General features: G+C 36.7%; 18 protein-coding genes and 1 pseudogene. 7 read left to right on the top strand and 12 right to left on the bottom strand.

Annotated elements, in window-relative coordinates; translation table 11 throughout:
- The first annotated feature begins 15 nt into the window (after positions 1–15).
- A complete protein-coding gene (locus tag NG743_RS13060; protein ID WP_257122106.1) occupies positions 16–2,286 on the top strand; it encodes a hypothetical protein in 2,271 nt (756 codons plus the stop codon).
- Positions 2,287–2,305: 19 nt separating this feature from the next.
- Positions 2,306–3,373: an NAD-dependent epimerase/dehydratase family protein gene (locus NG743_RS13055; RefSeq protein ID WP_257122105.1), complete on the top strand. Its 1,068-nt coding sequence runs from the start codon at positions 2,306–2,308 to the stop codon at positions 3,371–3,373.
- Positions 3,374–3,660: 287 nt separating this feature from the next.
- Here the strand turns inward: NG743_RS13055 and NG743_RS13050 are convergent, their stop codons facing one another.
- Positions 3,661–4,830 (bottom strand): glycosyltransferase 87 family protein, encoded by a 1,170-nt coding sequence (locus NG743_RS13050; RefSeq protein WP_257122104.1) that lies wholly within the window; start codon positions 4,828–4,830, stop codon positions 3,661–3,663.
- A gap of 54 nt (positions 4,831–4,884) precedes the next feature.
- A pseudogene (gene cysC / locus NG743_RS13045) lies at positions 4,885–5,238 on the bottom strand (adenylyl-sulfate kinase); the annotation flags it as partial.
- 23 nt (positions 5,239–5,261) lie between these two features.
- Between cysC and NG743_RS13040 the strand changes: the two are divergent.
- On the top strand, positions 5,262–6,323 hold the full coding sequence (locus NG743_RS13040; RefSeq protein ID WP_027403200.1) for a UbiA family prenyltransferase: 1,062 nt from the start codon (positions 5,262–5,264) through the stop codon (positions 6,321–6,323).
- Positions 6,324–6,332: 9 nt separating this feature from the next.
- Here NG743_RS13040 and NG743_RS13035 read toward each other — a convergent pair whose 3' ends face one another.
- Positions 6,333–7,589 carry an RNA-guided endonuclease InsQ/TnpB family protein gene (locus tag NG743_RS13035; protein WP_257122103.1) on the bottom strand — a complete coding sequence of 419 codons (1,257 nt, stop codon included), beginning with the start codon at positions 7,587–7,589 and terminating at the stop codon, positions 6,333–6,335.
- A 631-nt stretch (positions 7,590–8,220) separates the two neighbouring features.
- Here NG743_RS13035 and NG743_RS13030 point away from each other — a divergent pair.
- The 4 genes from NG743_RS13030 to NG743_RS13015 all read left to right on the top strand — a co-directional run bounded on the left by NG743_RS13030 (position 8,221) and on the right by NG743_RS13015 (position 13,087).
- Positions 8,221–9,117 carry a phytanoyl-CoA dioxygenase family protein gene (locus NG743_RS13030; RefSeq protein WP_193962451.1) on the top strand — a complete coding sequence of 299 codons (897 nt, stop codon included), beginning with the start codon at positions 8,221–8,223 and terminating at the stop codon, positions 9,115–9,117.
- A 9-nt stretch (positions 9,118–9,126) separates the two neighbouring features.
- A complete protein-coding gene (locus NG743_RS13025) occupies positions 9,127–10,107 on the top strand; it encodes a phytanoyl-CoA dioxygenase family protein (protein ID WP_257122102.1) in 981 nt (326 codons plus the stop codon).
- Between the two features lie 12 nt (positions 10,108–10,119).
- Entirely contained in the window at positions 10,120–12,075 is a 1,956-nt protein-coding gene (locus tag NG743_RS13020; protein ID WP_027403197.1) for a class I SAM-dependent methyltransferase, read from the top strand.
- 157 nt (positions 12,076–12,232) lie between these two features.
- The gene (locus NG743_RS13015; RefSeq protein WP_027403196.1) at positions 12,233–13,087 is read left to right on the top strand and encodes a phytanoyl-CoA dioxygenase family protein; all 855 of its coding nucleotides are present in this window, start codon (positions 12,233–12,235) and stop codon (positions 13,085–13,087) included.
- A gap of 54 nt (positions 13,088–13,141) precedes the next feature.
- On the opposite strand, the gene NG743_RS13010 is transcribed toward NG743_RS13015, so the two are convergent.
- The 9 genes from NG743_RS13010 to NG743_RS12970 all read right to left on the bottom strand — a co-directional run bounded on the left by NG743_RS13010 (position 13,142) and on the right by NG743_RS12970 (position 24,015).
- Positions 13,142–14,407, bottom strand: coding sequence for an ABC transporter ATP-binding protein (locus NG743_RS13010; RefSeq protein WP_257122101.1), 1,266 nt, complete (start codon positions 14,405–14,407; stop codon positions 13,142–13,144).
- A 3-nt stretch (positions 14,408–14,410) separates the two neighbouring features.
- A complete protein-coding gene (locus tag NG743_RS13005) occupies positions 14,411–15,322 on the bottom strand; it encodes an ABC transporter permease (protein WP_257122100.1) in 912 nt (303 codons plus the stop codon).
- Positions 15,319–16,542: a glycosyltransferase gene (locus tag NG743_RS13000; RefSeq protein ID WP_027403194.1), complete on the bottom strand. Its 1,224-nt coding sequence runs from the start codon at positions 16,540–16,542 to the stop codon at positions 15,319–15,321. The genes NG743_RS13005 and NG743_RS13000 overlap by 4 nt, the downstream gene beginning before the upstream one ends.
- Before the next feature lie 238 nt (positions 16,543–16,780).
- Positions 16,781–18,049, bottom strand: a complete 1,269-nt coding sequence (locus NG743_RS12995) for a glycosyltransferase family 4 protein (protein WP_257122099.1) — start codon at positions 18,047–18,049, stop codon at positions 16,781–16,783.
- A 21-nt stretch (positions 18,050–18,070) separates the two neighbouring features.
- Positions 18,071–19,177, bottom strand: coding sequence for a glycosyltransferase family 2 protein (locus NG743_RS12990; RefSeq protein WP_257122098.1), 1,107 nt, complete (start codon positions 19,175–19,177; stop codon positions 18,071–18,073).
- A 226-nt stretch (positions 19,178–19,403) separates the two neighbouring features.
- Positions 19,404–20,621, bottom strand: a complete 1,218-nt coding sequence (locus NG743_RS12985) for a glycosyltransferase family 4 protein (protein ID WP_257122097.1) — start codon at positions 20,619–20,621, stop codon at positions 19,404–19,406.
- Between the two features lie 22 nt (positions 20,622–20,643).
- Positions 20,644–21,534, bottom strand: a complete 891-nt coding sequence (locus NG743_RS12980) for a glycosyltransferase family 2 protein (protein WP_257122096.1) — start codon at positions 21,532–21,534, stop codon at positions 20,644–20,646.
- Positions 21,535–21,545: 11 nt separating this feature from the next.
- On the bottom strand, positions 21,546–22,976 hold the full coding sequence (locus tag NG743_RS12975; protein WP_257122095.1) for an NAD(P)/FAD-dependent oxidoreductase: 1,431 nt from the start codon (positions 22,974–22,976) through the stop codon (positions 21,546–21,548).
- Positions 22,977–23,514: 538 nt separating this feature from the next.
- Positions 23,515–24,015: a glycosyltransferase family 2 protein gene (locus NG743_RS12970; protein WP_257122094.1), complete on the bottom strand. Its 501-nt coding sequence runs from the start codon at positions 24,013–24,015 to the stop codon at positions 23,515–23,517.
- Between the last annotated feature and the right edge of the window lie 76 nt (positions 24,016–24,091).

Below are 24,091 nucleotides of genomic sequence, written 5' to 3'. Positions count from 1 at the left end.
AAAGAAGTTAATTTTATGAATAATCATCCAATAGTAAGAGAATTTGATAAGTCAATTAGATGGAAACTTTTGTTCCCCAGTTTTATCTTATTTATCTATGTTTTTATTGCTTTTCTCCCTCTACCTAGTCCTATACAAATGGGATTAGATCCGTCCTGGTCTTATGCAATTAGCCAAGCGAACCAAAAACAATTGATTTTTGGAAAAGAAATTATATTTACTTATGGACCATTAGGATATTTAATTACTGGTGCGGTATTGCCCGAAAATTTCTTCCAGATAATAATTTTTCGTTGGCTAATTTATTTATTTTTATTTATTATTTCAATTGTCAGAATAGTATCTCTAAAAAATCATCTTCAACAACTATTCATAGGTTTAAGTATTTTATTTGCATTATTTACAGGCTCTGCTTATGCATCGGTAGGCATTGGTGCATCAACAGATTATCAAATTTTGTTTATATTATTAATGATATTGAGCTTTGACGATTTTATTAAAAAATATCCTCGTTTAATATTTCTCTTGCTGGGTGCTGTGTCAGGTTTCTGCGCTCTTACTAAATTTAGTTCAGGGATTTATACATTTGGTTTAATTAACTTATTTTTATTAGTCAATATTTATCAGTCCTTTAAAAACAAATCAAGAACAGATATAGTTAATTATGTTTTTGCAATCATAAACTCTGGTTTAGGATTCATTTCTATAGCTTTCATATTTTTATCGCCATATCAATATATATTATCTTTAAACAAGATAACTATTAATCTTCTTATAGCAGGGTTAATAGGAGTATCAGTTGGGTTAGTTCAAAAGCAAATTAAAGAGCAATTTGAGTCGAAAGCAGAAATAGTAGCTAAGTTACTCAATATATTTATAAATCAGATATTATTACATTGGTTGGTATTTTACGTTATCTACTTCTTGTTACTAGTACACACAATCTCCTCTAATGAATATCCTTCTTTAATAGAGTTCCTGAGAAACTCTTGGGAGATATCATCAGGTTATTCTAGCGCAATGAGTATAATTGGTAGCAAAAATGAAATAGCACTTGCTATATCAGAATTATTTTTAATACTTTGGCTGATGTTTTTCATAACTAAAGAAGGATATTTAAATTTATCCTTGTCCTTCTTGTTTGTTCTTCTTATATCCTTTAAACATGGCTTTGTTCGCCAAGATCTTCATGTTATAGTTTTTGCCATAACGGTTCCCCTAATTACTTCACTATTAATTCTGAAAATTTCCAAATTTCGCCATCAAAAAATATCTTACTATTTCTTTACTTATATATTGATAGCTTCTCTAATCATTTCATTTCCTGTTATTAACTTTAGCAAAGTATATACAATGGCGAGACTACTGCCTAAATATATTGTCAACAGCGTTATAAATTTAGTAGGAAAAATGCCAAATCAATCCATTCTGGATCAACTCAGTTATGAATCGGAAATAAATAGTAACAAGTTTAATATAGGAAAATTACAGTCGATAATAAACCAGAAATCTTTAAGCAATTTAGCTAATATGCAACTTCCTGACAATGTTAAAAACTTAGTTAATGGCAAAACAATAGATATAATTCCTTGGGAAATTTCATTAGTTCCCGCTAACCAACTTAACTGGAAACCTAGACCAATATTCCAATCTTATTCAGCATATACAAATACCCTCGATAATTTCAACTTTGAAAGTATGTCAAAATTACCAAGAGATTATATTTTTTATAATTTCACATCAATTGATGGTAAAAATCCTCATCCTTTCTTTGATGAACCTAAGACTTTTTCTTATGTTTTCTGTAATTACGAACCATCAGGAGATGTACCTGATTTTATCAAGACTCCTAAACTCTCAAATATAGTCCTTTTAGAAAAGCGTCAGGTGAGCCGATGTTTGCCAGATTCTTTGGGTGAAATATCATCAATTCCTTGGAATAATGCTTATTCTATAGAAGTTGGTAATGGGAAGATAATTAGGGCAAAAGTTAAGTTTCAATATTCCCTTTTAGGAAAAATTTATAAAACTCTCTTTAGATCACCACCTGTAATGATGAAAATAAGTTATGTAGACGGATCTCAAAATACTTATAGAATAATTCCAGAAAATTCAGAAAATGGCGTTATAGTCAGTCACCTCCCCAAAGATGATAATGAAGCTTTGTCATTCTTGCGAGGACAATTACCAGCAAAAGTTAAGTCATTCAGTTTCCAAACAAGCAACTCTCTTTTGTACGCACCGAAAATAGAACTAAGTTTTCTATCAAATAAATTACGTTATTAACTAATACAAAATAAATCCCATGAGCAAACAGATTTTAATCACAGGTGGAGCAGGATTTGTAGGTAGCGCTTTGGGTCTAGGACTTGCCCAACGCTATCCTGACTGGAAAATTACCGCTTTAGATAACTTAAAGCGACGAGGTTCAGAATTGAATTTACCCCGACTCAAACAAGCAGGGATTCAGTTTGTTCATGGTGATATTAGAAATCAAGAAGATTTATATCTGGTAGCACTTCAACCTGATTTAATTTTAGAATGCTCCGCTGAACCTTCAGTATTAGCTGGGTATACTTCTCCGGGTTATGTGCTGCAAACTAATTTGGTAGGAACAATTAACTGCTTAGAATTAGCACGACAAACTCAAGCGGATTTTATTTTTCTGTCTACCAGTCGGGTTTATCCCATTGCTTACCTCAATGCTTTGGAATTTACAGAAACAGAAACCCGTTTTCAACTCTTAGAACAACAGCCTTTAGTAGGGGCATCAAATCATGGTATCTCTGAGGAATTTCCATTAGATAAAGCCCGCTCTCTTTATGGCTCAACTAAACTCGCTTCAGAATTACTGATTGCTGAATATGCTGATGCTTATGGAATCAGAACTTTGATTAATCGTTGTGGAGTGCTAACTGGTCCTTGGCAAATGGGCAAAGTAGATCAAGGTGTGTTTGCTTTGTGGATGGCGTTTCACTACTTTCAAAAACCTTTAAAATACATTGGTTATGGGGGGACTGGTAAACAAGTTAGAGACTTTTTACACATAGCAGATTTATTAGACCTAATTGACATCCAGATTTGTAGTTTGGAGGAATTAAAGGGGCAAACTTTTAACGTTGGTGGTGGAGTTAATAACACCCTTTCACTGTGGGAAACAACTCAGCTTTGTCAAGAAATTACCCAGAATCAAATTCCCATTACCCCTATTCCCGAAAATAGAATTGGTGATGTACCAATCTTTATTACAGATTCTCTCAAAGTGATGAATGCTACTGGATGGCAACCTCAAAGAGATGCCAAAAAGACCCTAACTGAAATTTATGAGTGGATTTGTCAATTTGAGTCCCAAGTCAGTGATATTTTTAATTAAGAGTTGTTTTTTCACTCAAACTTGGGCAAATAGCCATAGGAGTGAAAATTATCGTAGGGACAATTCATGAATTGTCCCTACAAGGGTTTGGTGGTTATGCACATTTAATTACCACCAGATGTCTATTACCAAAGACTCAAGTACCGCAAGAACCTCATGTTTTTTCTCGTAATGAATGGGGTCAAGTCCAGGGGAGAAAGAGAACAATACAGTACATAACGTATTAAATTCAACAAATATACTCATTCCTAACTTTTCGTTACATAGTTATAAACTTTTCCGCAGACCTACTTACTTACTTCTTCTTTAAATTGTTTTTGGCAAATCAGAAGGTAAAAGAAAGCAGTAATCCAAATTGTACTTTGAATGATTTGTACAAATGGTAAATCCGTGACTTTTGAAGGAATTAATAAACTCAATAAAACTAAGGTTAATATCAAAACATTTGATTTATTTGGCTTATTAAAAGTCAAATCAATTACTGCTAATAACAAGAAAACTAACATGACATTATCATGAACTAGATGATAAGTCCATAACCGACCTATGACAGAAGCAACAGCAAAGAGAAACAACAAAGAATGATCCTTAAATAAATAAAATAACCCGATAATTACAACAGTGGCCACTACAGCTAATAATATTGTTGCTACAAGTGGATTAATTCCGAATTTCATTAAAACATTGATTCCCGAAGTTCCTGTATCAACATAGTATTGGGAAACTTTAATCATTTTCTCAACCATATAAATAGGAGAAACTTTCACCAACATTCCTATTATTGAACTAGAAATAACAATATACAAACAGCAAGCTATGACCGCATTAATTCTTTTTTTGATAACGGGGATAAAAAAGTAAAGGGCAGAAATATTTGGTTTGAGTAAAGCTAAACCTAAAATTAACCCTGCTGATAAATTATAATTTTTCTGCAATAACCAAAACATAACAATTAACAAGGCATTAATAATAATGCCATATTGTCCAGCACTCAAGGTAGTAGAATGACTAGCAAGTGAGAGACAAGCACTGACTGTAAACCAGGTTTTTAATTTTCCATAACGTTTGCCTATTTGATAAGCAAAAATAGCTAAAATAACTAAGGCTATGGTATTTAATAAAGCATGATACCAGCGAGTTAATTCCAAAGAAATAGGTGGAAAAAATATCAAGCCTGAGAAAAAAGCCCAAGGTGGATATCCCCCAGAGGTTACAGCACCTAGTTGGGGGTCTATAAAAGGTGAATTTCTAGTAATATCGTAGGGATATAAACCCCGATAAATATATTGTTGTTCTTTCCAGCGACTATATAAATCTGCTGCACCAATTTCCTGATCTACAATTAAGTAATAATAGCCTTTGATAAAGTAAGCAAAACAGAGTATAGTTAAAACTGTAGATAGACCAAAGATAATTTTTGCAGGAGTCAGCTTTTTGAAAAATACTGGGTTATTCATTTGAAATAGTATCTGATGTTTTTGCTTAGTGTTGCTATTAGTTCAAGAGAGTTATTATGAAATTGAAAGATATCCCATTTCTTTTAGATAAAATATCACCTTACTTGTACTTTCGTCAACAGTTTCATATTCAGTATGACAAATAATTTCAGCATTGACAGGTTCTTCGTAGGGATCATCAATACCTGTAAATTGTTTAATTTCTCCACTTCTAGCTTTTGCATATAAACCTTTCACATCTCTTTTTTCACAAGTATCTAAGGATGCTTTGACATAAACTTCTACAAAGTTTTCTGTCATTTCTCTTACTTCTTCTCTAGTTTTTTGATAGGGACTGATAGCGGAGACAATCACAATTACTTGATGACGACTCAATAAACTAGCCACAAATCCAATCCGACGAATGTTACAATGTTTTTCAGAGTTAAATTATGAAAAATTTGGGAGCGATTAATCTATTATTCATTCGATTACAAAAGTTAGCTACTATTACCCGATCTAATGAATGGTGGGCATCTAAGGGATCACCTGTACTAGCTACAGCCTATGCTACAGCGTCAATTCTCAATATTCCACTTGTTTCCCTATGGAATTCACTCATATTTCTCCTGATATCTTTAACAGTGGTCGCAATTTATGCTCACCTCCTAAATGATATCTCAGATCAAGATGAGGATCTCATAGTGGGTAAATCTAATGGTTTAGCCGGTCGTTCAAAATCCTTCAAGGGCATAGCAATTATATTATGTCTATTTCCAGGGCTTTTAGTAATAGGATGTTTAATTAAATTACCTTTAGCTCTTGCTATTTATATCAGTAACTGGCTGATTTTCATTTGTTACTCAATTCCGCCTATACGGTTAAAACAAAGGGGATTTTTAGGTGTCTTAGCTGATGCAACTGGGGCGCATTTGCTGCCAAATTTATTTGCAGTGGTCTGGATAGCTCATGCTTCGGAGCAAAAGATTCCATTACTATGGATAATTCTAGTAGGCATTTGGTCACTGGCGACTGGGTTACGAGGGATTCTCTGGCATCAGATAAAAGATATAGAGAATGATCGTTTAACTGGAGTTAATACTTTTGCAGTTCAAACATCCATCAAAACCTTAAAAGGCTTAGGTCAATGGGTTGTTTTTCCACTAGAAGTTATAGCCTTCACTGGCATGGTGATTATTTGTGGCAATTACTTACTTATTATTTTTCTGCTAATTCATTTGGTAACACAATGGCTAAGATACCATTTTTGGCAAATTAATAGTATTATTGTTGCGCCTGTTTCCTCAGATAGTATGCTCCTAGAAGAATACTACGCTTTATTTTATCCCTTAGCCTTTTTAGTCTCAGCAGCCTGGCAGAATCCACTTAATCTAATCTTTTCAGGAATTCATTTGATACTTTATCCAAATCATTTACGGTGGTGGCTTAGAGATATTCATGGTCTGCTAAGATGGGAGATTCCTAATTATTTCAGTAAGTTTCAAAAAAGTTAATCTAGTGAACTACCCACACTGACTTGGAGTACTAAGTACAGTGTCGGCTTCTGTACTCATAGGGGAGTGCCGCAACTTAGACTTTCGACCAAGTTTTGGTCTTATCTCCCCTCCTACAGCAGAAACGGCTGCACCTTCCGCCTTGATGATTCTGATACCCTCTACTCTAATATTTATCGCTGCGTTTCCATCTCTATCATGATGACTACCACAATGAGGACAAGTCCATTCACGGACATCTAGTGGCATATCACTCACTTGATAAAAACAATTAGAACAGAGCTTAGAACTGGGAAACCATCTATCAATCTCAACTAATTTACCACCTTTACGTTCTAGCTTATAGGCTAAAAAATTAGTGAATGTCCCCCATCCAACATCAGATATTGATTTTGCCAAATTGTGATTACGAACCATGCCTTTGACATGAAGATTCTCTACTATAACAGCTTGGCTATCGCTGACTAACTTATAACTAAGTTTATGTAGAAAATCTTGCCGAGAATTACTAACCCGTTCGTACACTTTGGCAACAACTTTTCTATATCTATTTCTTGATTTACTTCCCTTTTGTTTACGTGCTAATTTTTTCTGTTTGCGTTTAAGGTTTTTTTCCTGCTTGGCAAGGTGTTTAGGGTTATCATATAAGACAACCTTTTCACCATCAGTGACAACAGCAAAATGTTTTAATCCTAAATCAATACCATAAATCTTCCCTTCGGAAATAGTTGGATTTTCCCTTGTGTTGAGCGGAGTCGAAACACCTTCTACTTCAGTCAGGATAGATGCAAAATATTTACCTGATGGAGTTTTACTAATAGTGACAGTCTTAATTTTGCCATCAATAGGTCTATGTATTTTGGCTTTGACTATCCCTAGATTGCCGGGAAGTTTGATATTACCATCTACAACCTTGACGTTTTGAGGATATTGGATAGACTGTTTACCGTGCTTAGATTTGAATTTAGGAAACCCCGCACGTTTATCAAAAAAGTTTTTATACGCTGTAGTTAAATTTAGTGTTGTAGCCTGTAAAACTTGGCTATAACAATCACCTAACCAAATAGTATCTTCTGCTTTTTTGAGAACAGGAAGTAATGCGTTGAGTGCAGCACGGCTAAGTCCTTTACTCGTCTCTTTGTAAGTCTCAATTGACTTATTTAGAGCATAATTCCACCACCACCTAGCACATCCAAAAGATTGCGCTAGTTGTGCTTCCTGTTCTTTTGATGGATATATACGAACTTGAACAGCCTTGTGTATCACCCAAATTACCTCCTGGATACCTCTATTTTAGCATGATATATTATTTTGAGTAATGGCATAATACATAATATTGGAAAACCCTCAAATGTTCTTTGCTATTACTCGGCTATGCCTCGTATTGATTGAGAACGATTTCGGTTTTTCCCGCCTTATATCCCGCCACTGATTTGGAGTACCAAATTCAGTGGGGGACTTACGGCGTAGTAGTTAAGCTAAGTAAAAAGTTTTTTGAAAAGTCTAATTTATTACCCACCTGGCGACTCGAAGTCGCGGCTACACAGACGAAACCCACCTTCGTGGGTTCAAAAGCCTTAATTTTTGATTAGTCCACGCAGGTGGACTTTGTTTGTGTAGTCGCGTATCCCTGACGGGAGCCGGAGGCATCTTTCTAATCGCCGGAAACTTTTCAAACATCCTCTAATTCGGCACGATCAAATCAATATACATTTTGTTTTGTAAAAACCCTGAAATAACCTATTTATCAGGTATTTGTTGAATTTACATTTCGTTACATATATTCATTGTTTAACGCCAACTTGTTTATCATGGATTCATATATACTAATCTAGTTTTAGCCATAGCAACAGTAAGTTAAATATTAGGTTCCGCAAATGACGGAGAACAGGGAAATATGAGACAGTTTTTTGCCGACTCAGTATTACAGGATCAGTTCCTACCTGCTGGATATGTCCAGGTTCCGATGCTCTCTGCCAAAGAAATATCCTACTTGATCTCGGAAATTGGGAAATTGCGTCCTGATGATAACTTTAACCCACCACCTGGTGAAAAATATTGGACTTCTTATCACTGCTCTTTTCTTGATAAAAACGTCGACTACAAACGTCAGGCATTCGGCTTGATTAAAAAGGTCTTTAATCCCTATTTAAAGCGGTATATGCCAGACTTCGAGATTGTCAATGCCAACTTCTTTGTTAAGCCGCCGCATAGTGGAGCAATGAAGATCCATCAAAACTGGACGGCGTTAGAGATGGAGGATACGACAGTAACCCTCTGGTGTCCTTTACAAGATGTAGATGCTCATAATGGCGGAATTCACGTTGTTCCCGGTAGCCATAAAATTATTCCTCACGTTGAAAGTGTTATGTGTTCCCCCTATTTTAAAGACATTCAGGAAGCCCTGATGGAAAAATACCTTCAGCCGATACCAATGCGGGCTGGGGAAGGGCTGATATTTGACGATGGACTTATCCACTGGACACCAGTGAATAACTCTGAGGTGGCAAGAATTGCTGTCCAGATTTTTTGTGTGCCAAGTGACGCAACGCCCTTTCTATATCTCTTTGATCAGAATCATCCAGAACACTTTGAGAAAATTGAGGTGGATGAAGAGTTTTTCCTATCTCAGTCAATAACCGATATGATTGTCCGTCAGCCCCACTGGAAAAGTCTGGGCTTTGTCGAGAACAAGAACCGTTATATTTCTGAAGAAGAATTTATTGAACTCCTCAAAAAAGGGGACGAAATCCGTCAGAAAATCTACTTTCCGAACACAAATCCTAACTCGTGAGTAATTACCATGCGAAAAATACTTAATAATGAAACCCAAAATAGCTTGTTGATCAAAAGAGGTTATATTCAACAGCAAATTTTGTGCGAATCCGAAATTCAGTATTTGTTGGATCAGGTTCGTAAAGTCTGTCCTGAAAGTAATTTTCAGCCCCATAGCGATGCTTCTTCACACCCCTACATCTTTTCCAGTTATACACATACTCAGAATCTACGCGAATTTGGTTCCAGGATTGTACAGGAAGTTCTATTCCCTCACGTTGAGCAAATTTTTGACAACTACCGTATGATTAGTTGTGGATTGTTTATTAAGGCTCCAAAAGGTGGATGGCTTGACATTCATTATCATCACCAGATAATCATTGATGTAGAGAAATATTGGCTGATGGACATCTGGTGTCCTTTAATCGACACAGCCGTTGCTAATGGCACGTTCCATGCTGTTCCAGGAAGCCACAAAATCTTTCCAAAAATTATTCATCATACGGACGGTTACGGTCCTTTTTTTCAAAATTATACCCAAGTTATTCGAGATAAATACTCAATTCCGCTATCATCAAAGGCAGGGGAGGCGGTCATTTTTGAAGATAGTATGCTGCATTGGTCGCCGAATAATATGACAGGCTACCCACGATATGTTATTCACTGTACCTGTATCCCAAAAGAAGTGATGCCCATTCATGTGCATTTTGATCCTAAGATTCCCCAGCAGTTTGAACTTTATGAGGCAACAGATAAATTTTTAACCGAAACCGTCTTTGATAAATCATTACCAAGACCAAACAATCTAAAACTGCTGGGAATTATCCCTAATAACAATCACGCTTATACTCTGGAAGAGTTTGAGGAACGAATGCAGAATCCTGATAAAATTCGACGTGAACTTTATCCCAATATCCCTAATATTTCTGAGGAGGAGTTTCTGGAACTCCTTGAGAATGAGGACGAAATCCGCCAGAAAATCTATTCTCCGAACGTAACTTTTAACTAGGGAGCAATTACCATGCGAAACATACTTCATAATGAAACTCAAAATAGCTTGTTGATAAAAAGAGGCTATATTCAGCAGCAAATTTTGTCAGAATCGGAAATTCAGTATTTGTTGAATCAGCTTCGTAAAGTCTGTCCTGAAAGTGATTTTCAGCCCCATAGCGATGCTTCTTCACACCCCTACATTTTTTCCAGTTATGCTGCGGTAGATTCTGAGTATCTACGTGAATTTGGTTCCAAGATTGTAAAGGAAGTTCTATTCCCTCACGTTGAGCAACTATTTGACGGCTACCGCATCATGAGTTGTGGATTGTTTATTAAGGCTCCAAAAGGGGGATGGATTGACATTCATTATCACCACCAGATAAACATTGATGAAGAGAAATATTGGCTAATGGACATCTGGTGTCCTTTAACGGATACAGACGTTTCTAATGGCACGTTCCATGCTGTTCCAGGAAGCCACAAAATCTTTCCAAAAATCGTTCATCATACGTGTAGCTACGATCCTTTTTTTAAAGATTATACCCAAGTTATTCGAGATAAATACTCGATTCCGCTACCATCAAAGGCAGGGGAAGCTGTCATTTTTGAAGATAGTATGCTGCATTGGTCGCCGAATAATATGACAGACTACACACGATATGCTATTCACTGTATGTGTATCCCAAAGGAAGTGACACCTATTCATGTCCATTTTGACCCCAAGGCTCCCCAGCAGTTTGAATTGTATGAGGCAACAGATAAATTTTTAACCGAAACCGTCTTTGGTAAACCAATACCGAGACCAAGCGATCTAAAACTGCTGGCAATTACCCCTAATAACAATCACGCCTATACTCTGGAAGAGTTTGAGGAACGAATGCAGAATCCTGATAAAATTCGACGTGAACTTTATCCCGATATCCCTAATATTTCTGAGGAGGAGTTTCTGGAACTCCTTGAGAAGGAGGACGAAATCCGCCAGAAAATCGACTCTCCGAACGTAATCCATAACTTGTCAGCAATGAACCCAGAAATGAGGGTGAGTTTGGACGATACTCAGCAGAAGGTAATGACATCAGGGATAGCAAAAGTGCCTTCAGTTCTGACTCGCATTGCTGCAACTTGTATGGATATCCTGGGTATGAAGCCCCGATCAACAGCAAAGGTGCTTTCCGTTCCTCAGACATCAGGTGTGATTCGTCAAGCTGGCACTCCGATTAAGCAGCATACGGTTGCCGATGTCACCAATTACTACAACGAGTGGACTCAAAGCTATATCGAGGGCTTTGGAGAGGTTTTTCAGGGATCAAGACCTGATTCGACGGATGAACTACTCGATTATATTATTGGCGCGGCTCAGTTAGAGGATGGCATGACAGTGTTAGATGCGGGGTGCGGTGTCTGTGGACCTGCCATCGCGTTTGCTGAACGCCGAAACTTGAGGATTGAGGCCGTCACACTTTCCAAAGTTCAGGTTGCGGAGGGGCAACAACGCATTCAGGATCGAGGGCTGCAAAACCGTATTACTGTGAGAAAAGGGGATTTTCACCAACTTGCAAAAATTTATCCACCCGCCCACTTCGACCGGGTTTTATTTCTGGAATCGCTCTGCCACGCTGAGGATTATCGAGAGGTTATCCGACAAGCAAAACAAGTCCTCAAGCCAGGTGGGTGCATTTACATTAAGGACTTTTACGCGGCAGATTACCGTTCCAGTCCCCATCTGCTCGAAGTGCAGGCAGAAGATTTGCGTGAGTTGAATCGAATTTACTGTCTGATTATGCCAGACCTTCCCAGTACGGTGGACCTGATTAGTGAGTTAGGATTTGGTATCATTTATTTGCGAGAACCCCAGTACACCTATTCTCCGGCAGCTTGGGAAAACTTTATGCGACATACCAATGTTTTCTGGCTTCCGAAATTGGATAACCCAGAGCGGGCAGTCATACGACCGATAGAAATTTTTGCGTACAATTATCATTGATGACTAGACACTACTAATTAAGTTGGCATTAAATAATCAATCTATCTATACAACAAATGTTAAGTTAACGAATATCTTACCAAAGAAGATGTTTCACAGATTTGACAAAGCCAAGTATGTAATAAGTTTATTATGCCAACTTACTTAACTTCAAAATATGAAGAATACTCGTCACGCTTTCAAAGATTCAGTCCTTCAAGAAGAGTTCTCAAACAAGGGCTATGTGGTTGTAAATTTGGCTGAACCTGGTGAATTAAAAAACTTGGCTGAGGCTTATCAAGATCTCTATCCAAACAAAGAGCAAGGCTGTGTATTCTCATGTCATGATACTGATTTCGAGCGTAAGTTAAAGGCACAAAACCTGCTTCGTCGTGTGATTGGGGAAAAGGCACTTAATTTGTTTGATGCTTATAAATTCGTGAGTGGAGCGTTTGTTGCCAAGCACCCTGGAGAGACCAGTGTTGTTTCACCCCATACTGACTTGACCTTTGTTGACAACAAGCAGTACTCAGCCGTGGCTGTCTGGACTCCTCTTACAGAACTTACTTCTGAGGCGGGGCGGTTACACATATTGGCAGGATCTCATCATTACACACCCCTGTGTGGGTCAAATCTTTATAGGAATTATACAGACATCGCCATCTCAAGCATGACTGAGATTGACCTAGAAATCGGACAGGCTGTCTGTTATGATATGCGGACGATTCATGCATCCCCTGCCAACAAATCATTGTCTCCCCGTATTGCTGGAAATTGTGTCTTTATCCCAGACGAAGCCGACCTCTGGCATATAACTCGTCAAGATGGGAAAATCCTGATCTATTCCGTTGACAATGATTTCTACAGTAGACAGTGCGGTGATGAGGCAAGCAATCAAGAGCTATTGAGGAATTATCGAGTTATTCATTCTGAACCGTTTGAATCAGATTTACTTGAAAATGAGTTCCAAAGGAATAATTCTCAACCCTTTGGCTTCTTTCAACGGGTAATCAAGCGGTTAGGCATTGTTTGAAAAGTCAACTATTTTGCATCGCAGGATCGGTAAAATCAAAAATAAGAGTAATTTCTACTCCCATTGTACTGGAATATGAAATAGGCATTTAGCACTTCGAGAAAAATTCAAACTAGGGTCTGCCAAACCTTTAACCTCAAAGCTGTAAAGTTGATCTCTGATCCCTTTCCATCCTAAAAAGTCATGGGTGTCATACTCTACCACATGTACTTCTAACTGATATTTTCCTGGGAGGAGTGGCAATTGATTAATTGTGCATCTAAATTCATTTTGTCCTGCTTTTATTTGATAACGGTGATCTCCATAACTACCAGTCATATTCGCCATCTGAAAAAGTCCATCTTTTCTTAAAGAAAAACCAATAAGGATCGGGTGGTTATCAAGTTGTGAATGACAAGTTAATCGAATTTGAACTTGACTACCTGGAAAAATTTCTTCCCCGTTTGTAGCAACTACCTCTACTTGTTCAATTTTGACTGTACCTAGTTTCTCTCCTGTTATTAGATATTCATCTTCATTTGCTTGTTCGTATGGATTATTAACTATTGATAGGGAATAATTCTGCTCCATCAAATCATTGTAAGCGTGAATTATATCATCAGGTTTACCAGTATTATGTACTTGTCCCTGATTCAAAAGAACAACTTGATGACATAGTGATTTGATTTGATACATTTGATGAGAAACCAATAATATGGCTCCACCTTTTTGAATATAATCTCTGAGATAAATTTGAAACTTCTGCTGGAAGTGAATATCACCACCTCCTAAAGCTTCATCTATGATAAAAACATCTGGTTGCAGTTGAGTATAAATAGAAAATGCTAACTTTAATCGCATTCCTGTACTATATGTACCTACGGGAGCATCAATAAAGCTTTCAATACCTGAATAATCAATAATGTGATTGATCTTTTGTTTGATTTGGGATTCACTGAAGCCATATCTTGATAGTTGATTATAGATATTTTCTCGCCCTGTTTGAAAAGTATTTAATCCAGCTTGAGCATCTATCATCACTACTTGATTAGTATGCCATATTACCTGACCTAATGTGGGACGTAAAGTCCCCATAATTAAATTAATCAATGTGCTTTTACCAGCACCATTATGTCCAATTAAGCCTAGCACCTCACCTGCTCTCAATTGTAAATTGACATCATAAATAGACCAAAATTCGCCAGGACGTAAACGATTTTCCCCCTCGGATTTACGGCGAAATTCCCAGAAAATATCTGCAATTGTATACCGGATTGATAACTTGGGATTACGACAAAATCGTTTTGATAAATGGTTTGTTTCTAAAAGTATCTTTTCCATAATTTAATTTAGCGATCGCTCGATTATATAAGGTAAACATAAACGACAAAATAACCAACTTACTAAAAGTAATATTACAGTTAGAGGTAGTAATGTAAATAAAGCTAAAGTATTAACTGTACCCACACCATAGGTTAAAAATCTTATTCCTTCAAACAGATAAGTTAGGGGATTAAATTGCTGTAGAGAATAAAGCCAATTTCCGGGTTGTACAATTACAAATACAGGAGTAACAAGAAATACCAACCAAGGGAAAAACTGCATAACATTTTCTAAATCTTTACTTAAAGCATTCCAAGGAGCTAATAATAAACCCAAACCAGAGCCGAAACTTATAATTGAGGCAATCCCCAAAAAAGCCAGAGGAAATGTTAAAGCAGGATTGATATTAAAAACTAAAAGAATAGCAATCAACACTGGCAACCGCATCAAGAAGTTAAAGGTAGTTTCTGCCAAACCAGCCATCATAATAGCTTCTAAGGGAACTTTTTGTCTAACCAATATGTGAATGTATTGGTTAAGTGAAACCCGCTGAATATTTAAAGCTTCCAGAAACGTTTGTGCCATAATTAGCCCAAAGATACCATAAACTTGTGGTGGCACTGTACCTGCAATTAAGATGGGAAGGCGATCGCCAAAAGTGGGCATTTGATCGCGCTGTCCCAATGTTAGTAAGATAGCTATTAAAGCTGAAGGAACAAATGCCCAGAATAGTCCAAGAGATGAATAACGATAACGTTGGGCTATATTTTGCAAAAACAGTCGTTTAGCAAATCCCGACGATGAGCGTAAATCCAGCCATGCACTTGTCAAAAATGCTCTAATTGAAAATAACTGACTTCTAGCACTGTTAATCCTTACAGAACTAGATAAATCACTACTGGTTTTTTCAGACGGAGAAGAAGGCAAATTCACATTCTATCTCCCATAGACGCGGAATTAACTGGCAAAGTAGATAACTGAAGCAACTTATCAGCAAATATCTGTTCTGGGTGGGGAGGAATTAGCTCCCTAATGGATATAGATGCTTCCTTGCCAATATATTCCCATTCATAACGACGCTGCCAAGCTCGTTCCAAAGCTTCATCAATTGCTGCAAAAAAAGCTCCCTTAGCTATAAACCCAGTTAGATCATCTTCTACAACCTCGGAAATACCTCCAACATCTGTAACAATTCCTGGTCTACCACACATCATCGCTTCTACTAAAGCTATGGGTAAACCTTCCGCACGAGAAGGCATAATCAGCGCGTGATGATCATGCCAAATATCTAGAATATTCTCTACAAACCCAGGGAAACTAACGTTTTTTAGGCCTAAAAGTTTGGTCATGTCAATGAGTCCATCTCTATCAACTCCCTGTCCGAAAAAGGAGATATGTAAATTGCGATTTTGCCACTTATCTTCAGCGAGAACTCTTAATAAAACATCTTGTCCTTTATCTAAAATCCACAAACGGCCAACACAAGCAATTTTAAAATAATCATTTTCTGGTTGGGGATAAGGTAAAGCCTCTGGAATTATAGCTCGATGGGGATTTCTGACAACTTCAGCATTGGTCAGACTGTAACCAATTTGAGCTTCTGTTAAAGACAAATTGTGTTTGGAGACAAAGAAACAATATTTGGCTTGAGCATAGACATCTCGCATTAGTTTACGAGTAATACCATGTTTCCAAACTGCATCAGATGCTTTCTGGCTGATGATCACATAGGGTAGATTGAGTCTAAGACAAAGCTTGGCAATTTCTACTCCATCGAAATTTTCCCCCTGAGAAATTACTACCAAAGATACTTGTAGATATTTGAGTAGATATTTGAGTAGATATTTATTGAAGACTATGAGCAGGGATAAAACAGGATGATTAGAAACCAGTAAAAAGTCTAGTTTGCGTAGGAGATTAACTAAGTATTTTATATCTTTGACCTTAATTCCATCTGCTTTTAATTGTTTAAATTGAGTACTTGTGTTTACCCCATTCTTATAAGCAGTAACGACATAACCCAATTTTTTTAAATATTTTGCAGATTCAGACCATAGTTCTTCACTACCTCCCCAATGTTCGTAGCAAGAACTGATAAAAACAAATTTTTGAGTATGGCTTTGATGTTTATTGTTCTTAGAGTGAGACAACATTTCCCTATCCTATGTATAAAAAAATAGCTTGTTACAGTGTTGCTTAATTTGTGACTTGAGTCAATTAAGTAATTGGACAAAAATATTTACAGTCATTGCGAGGGAAGGAAAGCAATCACAACCATTGGAATTGCTTCATTTCACTTCGTTCCATATGGCTAACGCCACGCTGCGCTAACACAATGACGTTGTGTAATTAACTCTGTCTCACTACTTATCTTGGATTTTTGACATCAGTTTATGTAATGGTGTCTTGTAACTTGTCAACATATATCTGGTAAGTTTTATCTGCGACCTCTTGAATAGTTAAGCGTGGTGATATTCCATTAGATAAATTTTCCCATAAACCCTCTTGAGTGACTGCTCTAGTGATACATTTAGCTAAATCCGTAGAATCCCCAACCCCAAAATGTAAGCCTGACTTTTCATGTTCAACTTTTTCAGCCATGCCACCGATATTACTACATATTATTGGTCTTTTGTGCATGAAAGCTTCTTCTATCACTAAAGGAGCATTCTCCCACCAAATTGATGGAACAATTACCCAATCTATGTTTGCTATTAATTTAGCTAATTCTTCGGATTGATAAAGTCCATGGTAGTGGACACAGTCTTGCGTTTTGTCCAGCAATACCCAAAAGCTATCTTGGAAGGATTTTGGTTGCAATTCCAAATTAGATCCATAAATATCTAAAGAGATAGTTGTTCGTATTTCTGGTGTCAGTTTTTCTATAGCTTCTAGTAGTACAAGCAGTCCCTTATATATATTGAGTTGTCCAAAGTAAGCAAAGTGATTTCTGGGTTTACCAATAGCTAGGTTTCTGGGTGGGGTTGGAAAACTTACTGGTTGACCATAATCTAAATAAATTATTTGTGTTCTAGATATACCCCAGTTTACGTATCTTTCCAGCAAAAAATTACTAGGAGCGACGAATAAATCAACCAATCTGAAGAAGGATTTGATATAAAGCTCTCTAAGTTTGAAGTCTTCCGCGCTCTTATTGGGAAAGCATTTATGACAATTATCAGGCTCATATTGGTAGCATAACTGGTTGTTAGATGTTTTTACCATTTGTCCATCATTATTACAAATTGCTAAATATTCATGTAGTGTCATCAAGATTGGGATATTTTTTGAGTATTTACGAACTTCTCTAATAAATTCAAGTCCCAGATGTATGTAATGGTGAAAATGAATAACATCAGGCGCAAAAGATTCTAGAAAACTGCGAAATTCCCAATGGTGTAATCGAGTATTTAACTGAGAAAAATTATAATAATCGAAGTATCCTCCCGTTATTAATATCTCAGAACCATCAGATTTAAAGGTTTCAAAAACGCTAGAAGAATAAATAGGTTTGCCTTGTTTATAGGCGAGAAAAACAACATCACAATTATCACGTTTTTTTAATTCTTTGAAGAGGTTATAAGCAGCAATTTCTCCACCTCCTTTGATTATTGCCGGATGTCCATGAGAAATGATTAAAATTTTGATTCTGTCTAGCATTTTATTTACATAAATTGGTAATTAAAGATGATTCTCACTGATATATTGTCCCCACTTTTGATTAAAAAGCCAACAATTATACTTGGTGCAATTTGCTCGCCATAGTTCCTCATTTTTATGATGAATAGATAAGGATTGTCTTTCCAAATGAAATAGTTCTATATCAGGTATATAATAATTATCAAATCCCTGAGTATGTAATTTTAAGCAAAAATCAGAGTCTTCAAAGTCACCAATAATATATTCTTCATCTAGACCGCCAACTTGCTCATATAATTGCCGGGAGACCAGCAGACAAGCCCCTGTTACTGCTGCTAACTTTTGTGGTTTAGAATCAAGCCCAGAAAAGTTAGGTTGTTTTTTACGTGGATGGTCATTGATCAATAAATTACCCCAAGGGCTACATTTGATAAATTTCATGCCAGCATGTTGAATACTACCATTTGCATAAAGTAATTTGGGTCCTATTGCTCCTACATTATCAAGGCTCTTATATATATTGACCAATGATGAAAGCCAACCCGATCCCATTGGCATCACATCTGAATTTAAAAGAAGGATTAGCTGTCCACTAGAAACAGATACCCCTAAGTTATTTGCCCCTGAGTACCCTAAATTTACCCCTGAATAGACTGTTTTAAATGGTACTAGGAAAGTATTTGCTTGTGCATAACAATAATCAACAAAATCTTTATATAGTTGAGGATCATCAAGAACATAGATCAACTCATTATTTTGAAAATTGGGATCATCAGCAAATAGAGCTAATTGATACTTCATGAAGTCTATTCTGCCGTAAAGAGGAATAATGATAGAAACTTCAGGATGAATAACTCTGCTTCCATATTCTTTGACAACTTTGATAATTTCTGGCTTTCTTCGATTCTTCCAGATGTTTCTAATAGTAGTTCCCAGATAACCATTTAGAGTCGAACTCATATGATAGCCTGGGAGAGGGTAAATACTTAATAAAAATTTGATTATTTGTGGAAAATTCTTATTTTTTTTTAAGCTCATTTTATCTTGCAAAATTTCTTGCGATCGCCCAAGAAAGTAAAAGAAAAAGTTGATCAAAAGCTTTAGTAGCTCTAGGAGAATTTGAAAATTTAGAAAACCTTGTTTAATCATTACTATTGTTTCAATATGTAAAAAAATGACTAACTTTTTTATTAACTACTAAGCAGGTTGGCGTTGAAAATTGTCGTTATGGCAAGGCAAAAGGCAAGAGGCAAGAGTGAAGAGGGTTTAGGCGATTTTACATTTCTTTACACAGTTTGGTTTTATTGTGTTCACCTACTTATGCACTTGAATGAGATACAGAATTTACCTAAAAAACTATACACTCTCATGACTTTCAACTCTGTTCCCTGTTCCCTGTTCCCTGTTCCCTGCTATAATTAGCATGAAGGATTTGGTATAACTCAAGGAAATTGTCGACATACTTATCTTGACGGTATTGGTCAATAGCCAACTGTCGACCTCTTTGACCCATCTGTTCTGCCAATTCCTGATTTTGTAGTATCCGCAACAAAGCAGCCGCTAAAGCTTGTGAATCTCCAGGGGGGACAAGCAAGCCTGTCTGATTGTTTTGAACAATTTCCGCCAGTCCACCAATTGCACTTGCTATCACTGCGGTTCCTCGCATCATCGCTTCAATCACCACCATGCCAAACGGTTCTGGCCAAAGGGATGGGACTACCTGTACCCAAGCAACGGAGAATAATTTTTCCATCTCTATCCTTGACATGAAACCATACATTAAGACGTTAGTAGCAATATCTAAGTCAATGATTTGCTGATGTAAAGTTTCTCTTTCGGCTCCATCTCCCAATAATAATAACCTTGCCTCTGGTATCTGATTTACTACCAGGGCAAAAGCTTTTAACAATACCTCTGCTCCCTTTTCTTTGACCAGTCGAGCCGCAAATACTACTGTTGGAGGTGATGACAAAGGAGGACGTTGGCGTTGAATTGGTGTACCGTTCCAAACTATCTCGACTGAATTGATACCTGCCCCTATTAAATATTTTTTTACTGCTTGACTGGGGGCTACAAACAAGTTGAAAGCATTGCTCCAACGTTGCCATAATTTCATTTGGATCATTAATGGCAACCAATCCCGTAAAGGTAAGCAATGATTCTGATAACAAGCCATACCCATTTTTACTTGGCAAGCTGTTCCATTAGGTAGAATTTTAGTACCAATGGGACACATAGACCGATACCAAACCGCATAGTAAAGACTCGGTATATTTTTGAGTAGGGGCAGTATTAAGGGTGAAAGTTGAGTTAAAAATATTGTTACATGAACTACATCAGGCTGAAATTCTGCGAGGATTTGTTTTAATTTCCCAAAAGCCCAAAAGTTAGCCGTTTGTAATAGGGTACGCAATCTAGATGTTGTCCCTAAACAATGATAATCAGCTTGGCTTTGGGCATTTAGTGGACAGGCAGAACTGGCAAATAGGCGGGCATCATGGCCGCGCGATCGCAATCCATCTCTCAGGGCAATAGTCTGTATTTCTGCCCCTCCTGTCGGGGTAGCATAATCAGTAATTAACAAAATTTTCATGGATTTTCTATGTGATAGTAAACTAAAAATTCTGCAATTTTGTTTGAAAAAATCCCAAAGTATTAGCTAATTGGGAGATAAATAATAAGCCAGAAATTAAAACTTTAGATAGCATTCGGTATTTTGTTATCCATGGGTAAGCTAGTAATTGTAAATAGAAGTGCAATGGTTCGACTTTCATTGAAGTTTGATTACGCCGTGACCGAATCTGATGAAAGTAAAATGCACCACAACCATAATTAAAATGTTGTCGCCAAAATCTGGGTAAATTGAGATCATGGGCATGGTAAATTATGGCTTGAGGAACATAATATAAGGAATATCCAGAAAATAACCAGCGATCGCAAAATTCCCGATCCTCCGCCGCAGCTAAGGGAAAATTAAGATCAAATTGTCCTACTTGATTAAATAATTCCCTAGAAACAGCAAAATTATTAGAAGCGAAAAACTCAGGTTGAGAAGAATTTAGATTGTAATAATCGTAAATATAATCAATGAGTAATTGACTAGCTGTGGAGTATGGGTTGTCCGCTAAGGCGTTGATGGTTTTTCCTCCTAACAGGGCATTTGGTCTGTTGGAGAAAGTATTTTCCATAACTGAGAGCCAATTTGGATCGAGGGTGCAGTCATCATCCGTAAATCCTAAATATTGCCCTTTGGCCAGATTAGCACCTGTATTTCTAGCGGTTGCTGGACCTGCATTAGCTTGGTGAATTAAGGTGATATCTAGCTGACTTTGAAACGATTTAACCACCCTATCTAAAGAGATTTTGCTACCATCATCTACTACTATCACCTCAAAGCAGTTATGAGGATAATCTAGATTAGCTAGAGATTGCAAGCAATTAGTTAATGGCTGTGGACGATTGTAGGTAGGAACAATGATTGAGAATAAAATCTGGTTTTCTAACATAGCTGTGGATTTTAGTTATTTTTCCTTAAATCCTTTTTTGTGAACTCCTCATAATAAGAACGTTCAGTATTTACATCCCACAAATCATGATTCTCCCCCAAAACATTTTTCGCGGCTAATAATCCTGTTAACATCGAATGATCTTGATTATTATAACGGTGCATCCCATTCCGTCCAATGGTTTGTAAGTTATCAAACCCCTGCAAATAATCTTGAATCACCTGCAAATGTTGACGATATTCCTGATCATAAACAGGATAAGCTTTTAATTGTCTAATTACTGTCCCATCTTCAATTTTATTGATATTTGACAATAGAGATAAATCTACAATTTCTCTACTAGCAAATTCGATTAATTCACTATCCGATCTTGACCAAAGTTCATCACCTTCAGAACAAAAATATTCCATACCCAAGCAAGTTTTACTACTATCAGGAACCATTGCCAGACTCCAGTTTTTAAAGTTTTGTATCCGTCCTACCTTAAATTCTGGACTATGAATATAAATCCAGTTATCTGGAAATAAATCAACTGCATCAATTATTAAAGCCACAATTAAAAAATCTCGATATTTCAAACTGCGTGCTGCTTGTAAAACTGCTGTTGGTGCTGGTGGTTCTAGCTTTAATATCAAAGCACTAATTGGCATACTAGAAATAAATTCGTCTGCTTGTAAATCAAAAGTTTGATTTTCTTGCTGAACGGTAATTTTTTGAATTTGATTATGTTGATGGTAAATCTTGTTTACTTCGGTATTGAGATGAACTATTCCCCCCTGATTAGTAATGATTTCTTGGCATTTTTCCCACATCATCCCTGGTCCTAATTCCGGGTAGTAAAATTCCTTAATCAAGGATTTAGTTTGGTGATTTTTAACCAAACTGTCAAGAATTACCCTTTTTAATGACATTCCTTGAATGCGTTGCGCTGCCCAATCTGCTCTAATTTCTGTACAGGAAATGCCCCAAACTTTTTCAGTATAAGTTTTAAAAAAGGTTTCATATAACCTTTTACCGAAACGATTACAAACCCATTGTTCAAAATTCTCTTCCACTGGGTGAGGCTTGATTTTAGCTTGCAAATAACTAAATAACATGAGCAAGCTGTTAATAAATCCCAGATTTGATAAAGCGTTATTTACTTCCAAAGGATAGTTAAAGAACTTGCCATTGTAGTAAATGCGGGATAGACGAGGGACTTTTAGAAAGTTATTCCCCAATATTTCTAACCAAAGTTGCTGAACTTCTCCGACTTTAGTATAAAATCTGTGACCGCCAATATCAAAGCGATACCCTTTGTATGTTTCTGTACGCGAAATTCCCCCGACTCTATCAGCTTTTTCTAATACAATTGGCTGAGTATTTTGCTTAATCAAGTCATAAGCTGCTATCAGTCCAGCAGGACCAGCACCGATAATTAAGACGGTTTTTCGATTAGTCAATTAGTAGATCCGTATACTTGCCGTACAGGTTTTTTAAAAAGCACGAGGTTAACTGAAAATATGTCTTTTGGCAGATTTTAAATATCTCTATTAATGAGTATAGCTATAAACTATCAACCTTACCCCCTCCCGCAGAATAGTGTAAATACTGATATTCTTTTCACAATCAAGTATCAGACAAAAATAATTAGACATCTCCAAAAATTAAAGATACTTGACCTGAAAACCCTGTAGAGACGTTCCATGGAACGTCTCTACAATCTTTTTTGGAGATGTCTAAGTAATTGGACAAAAACATTTACAGTCATTGCGACCGAAGGGAAGCAATCGCAGGGGTTGTGATTGCTTCATTTCACTTCGTTCCATTGGCAATGACATTGTGTAATTAATTCTGTCTCACTACTTATTACATAATTTCCTCGAAATTCCTTGAGAATTTTTTCAAGAGTTGAAACGAAAGTTTTCCAATTTTTGTCAGTATCTACATTAATTAATTTATACTTGGTTTAATGGACTTTCATGAAATTTTAGTGATTTTTTATACAGTATTTTTGGAGAATTTTAACAAAAATATACCAATTGCAAAAGCTAAACCACTGTAAAAATAATACAACCAATGCCAAGGTAACACACCCAAGGCAAATAAAACACCCCGCTTCTCAGAGAAAAAACGGTAAACGGAAGCATTGATATTTATAAGTAGTATAGATATAACAGCAGCAAGAATTAATAGTTTCCATTGCCACCAACAAGCAACCAAAGTCAGTAGAAATGAGTAAACTAAAATCACACTTAGCCGACTTGACCAACCAAGATTCAAATCAGAAGGCATTTTTCCTTGACGGAGTATCAATTGAGTCCAGGGTAAAGCGCGATCGCACACATCTGCTTTAATTAAAGATATTACTCCCCATCTTTTTAAATGTTTTACTTGTAAAGCCTTGTCCAGCCTAATTTTATAACCTGCTGCTTTGAGCCGATAGCCTAATTCAATATCTTCCACACAGGGACGACGATAGGTTTCATCAAAGCTCCTCATAGATAAGAAGATATCACGGCGAATCGCACCATAAGCCCCCCAAGAAGTGAAAGCATCCTCTTTAGCATTTTGATGG

Origin of the sequence: Dolichospermum heterosporum TAC447, assembly GCF_024584745.1 — a bacterium.
GTDB lineage: Bacteria > Cyanobacteriota > Cyanobacteriia > Cyanobacteriales > Nostocaceae > Dolichospermum > Dolichospermum heterosporum.
Note: the sequence above shows the minus strand (reverse complement) of the source record. Positions and strands in the feature narration are given on the sequence as shown.

Coding starts and splice junctions, on each gene's coding strand:
- NG743_RS13050 (WP_257122104.1), bottom strand. CDS start 4,830: ATGAATAACCCAGTATTTTTCAAAAAGCTGACTCCTGCAAAAATTATC.
- NG743_RS13030 (WP_193962451.1), top strand. CDS start 8,221: ATGAGACAGTTTTTTGCCGACTCAGTATTACAGGATCAGTTCCTACCT.
- NG743_RS12990 (WP_257122098.1), bottom strand. CDS start 19,177: ATGATTAAACAAGGTTTTCTAAATTTTCAAATTCTCCTAGAGCTACTA.
- NG743_RS12980 (WP_257122096.1), bottom strand. CDS start 21,534: ATGTTAGAAAACCAGATTTTATTCTCAATCATTGTTCCTACCTACAAT.
- NG743_RS12985 (WP_257122097.1), bottom strand. CDS start 20,621: ATGAAAATTTTGTTAATTACTGATTATGCTACCCCGACAGGAGGGGCA.
- NG743_RS12970 (WP_257122094.1), bottom strand. CDS start 24,015: ATGAGGAGCTTTGATGAAACCTATCGTCGTCCCTGTGTGGAAGATATT.
- NG743_RS13025 (WP_257122102.1), top strand. CDS start 9,127: ATGCGAAAAATACTTAATAATGAAACCCAAAATAGCTTGTTGATCAAA.
- NG743_RS13020 (WP_027403197.1), top strand. CDS start 10,120: ATGCGAAACATACTTCATAATGAAACTCAAAATAGCTTGTTGATAAAA.
- NG743_RS13015 (WP_027403196.1), top strand. CDS start 12,233: ATGAAGAATACTCGTCACGCTTTCAAAGATTCAGTCCTTCAAGAAGAG.
- NG743_RS13010 (WP_257122101.1), bottom strand. CDS start 14,407: ATGGAAAAGATACTTTTAGAAACAAACCATTTATCAAAACGATTTTGT.
- NG743_RS13040 (WP_027403200.1), top strand. CDS start 5,262: ATGAAAAATTTGGGAGCGATTAATCTATTATTCATTCGATTACAAAAG.
- NG743_RS12995 (WP_257122099.1), bottom strand. CDS start 18,049: ATGCTAGACAGAATCAAAATTTTAATCATTTCTCATGGACATCCGGCA.
- NG743_RS13000 (WP_027403194.1), bottom strand. CDS start 16,542: ATGTTGTCTCACTCTAAGAACAATAAACATCAAAGCCATACTCAAAAA.
- NG743_RS13055 (WP_257122105.1), top strand. CDS start 2,306: ATGAGCAAACAGATTTTAATCACAGGTGGAGCAGGATTTGTAGGTAGC.
- NG743_RS13060 (WP_257122106.1), top strand. CDS start 16: ATGAATAATCATCCAATAGTAAGAGAATTTGATAAGTCAATTAGATGG.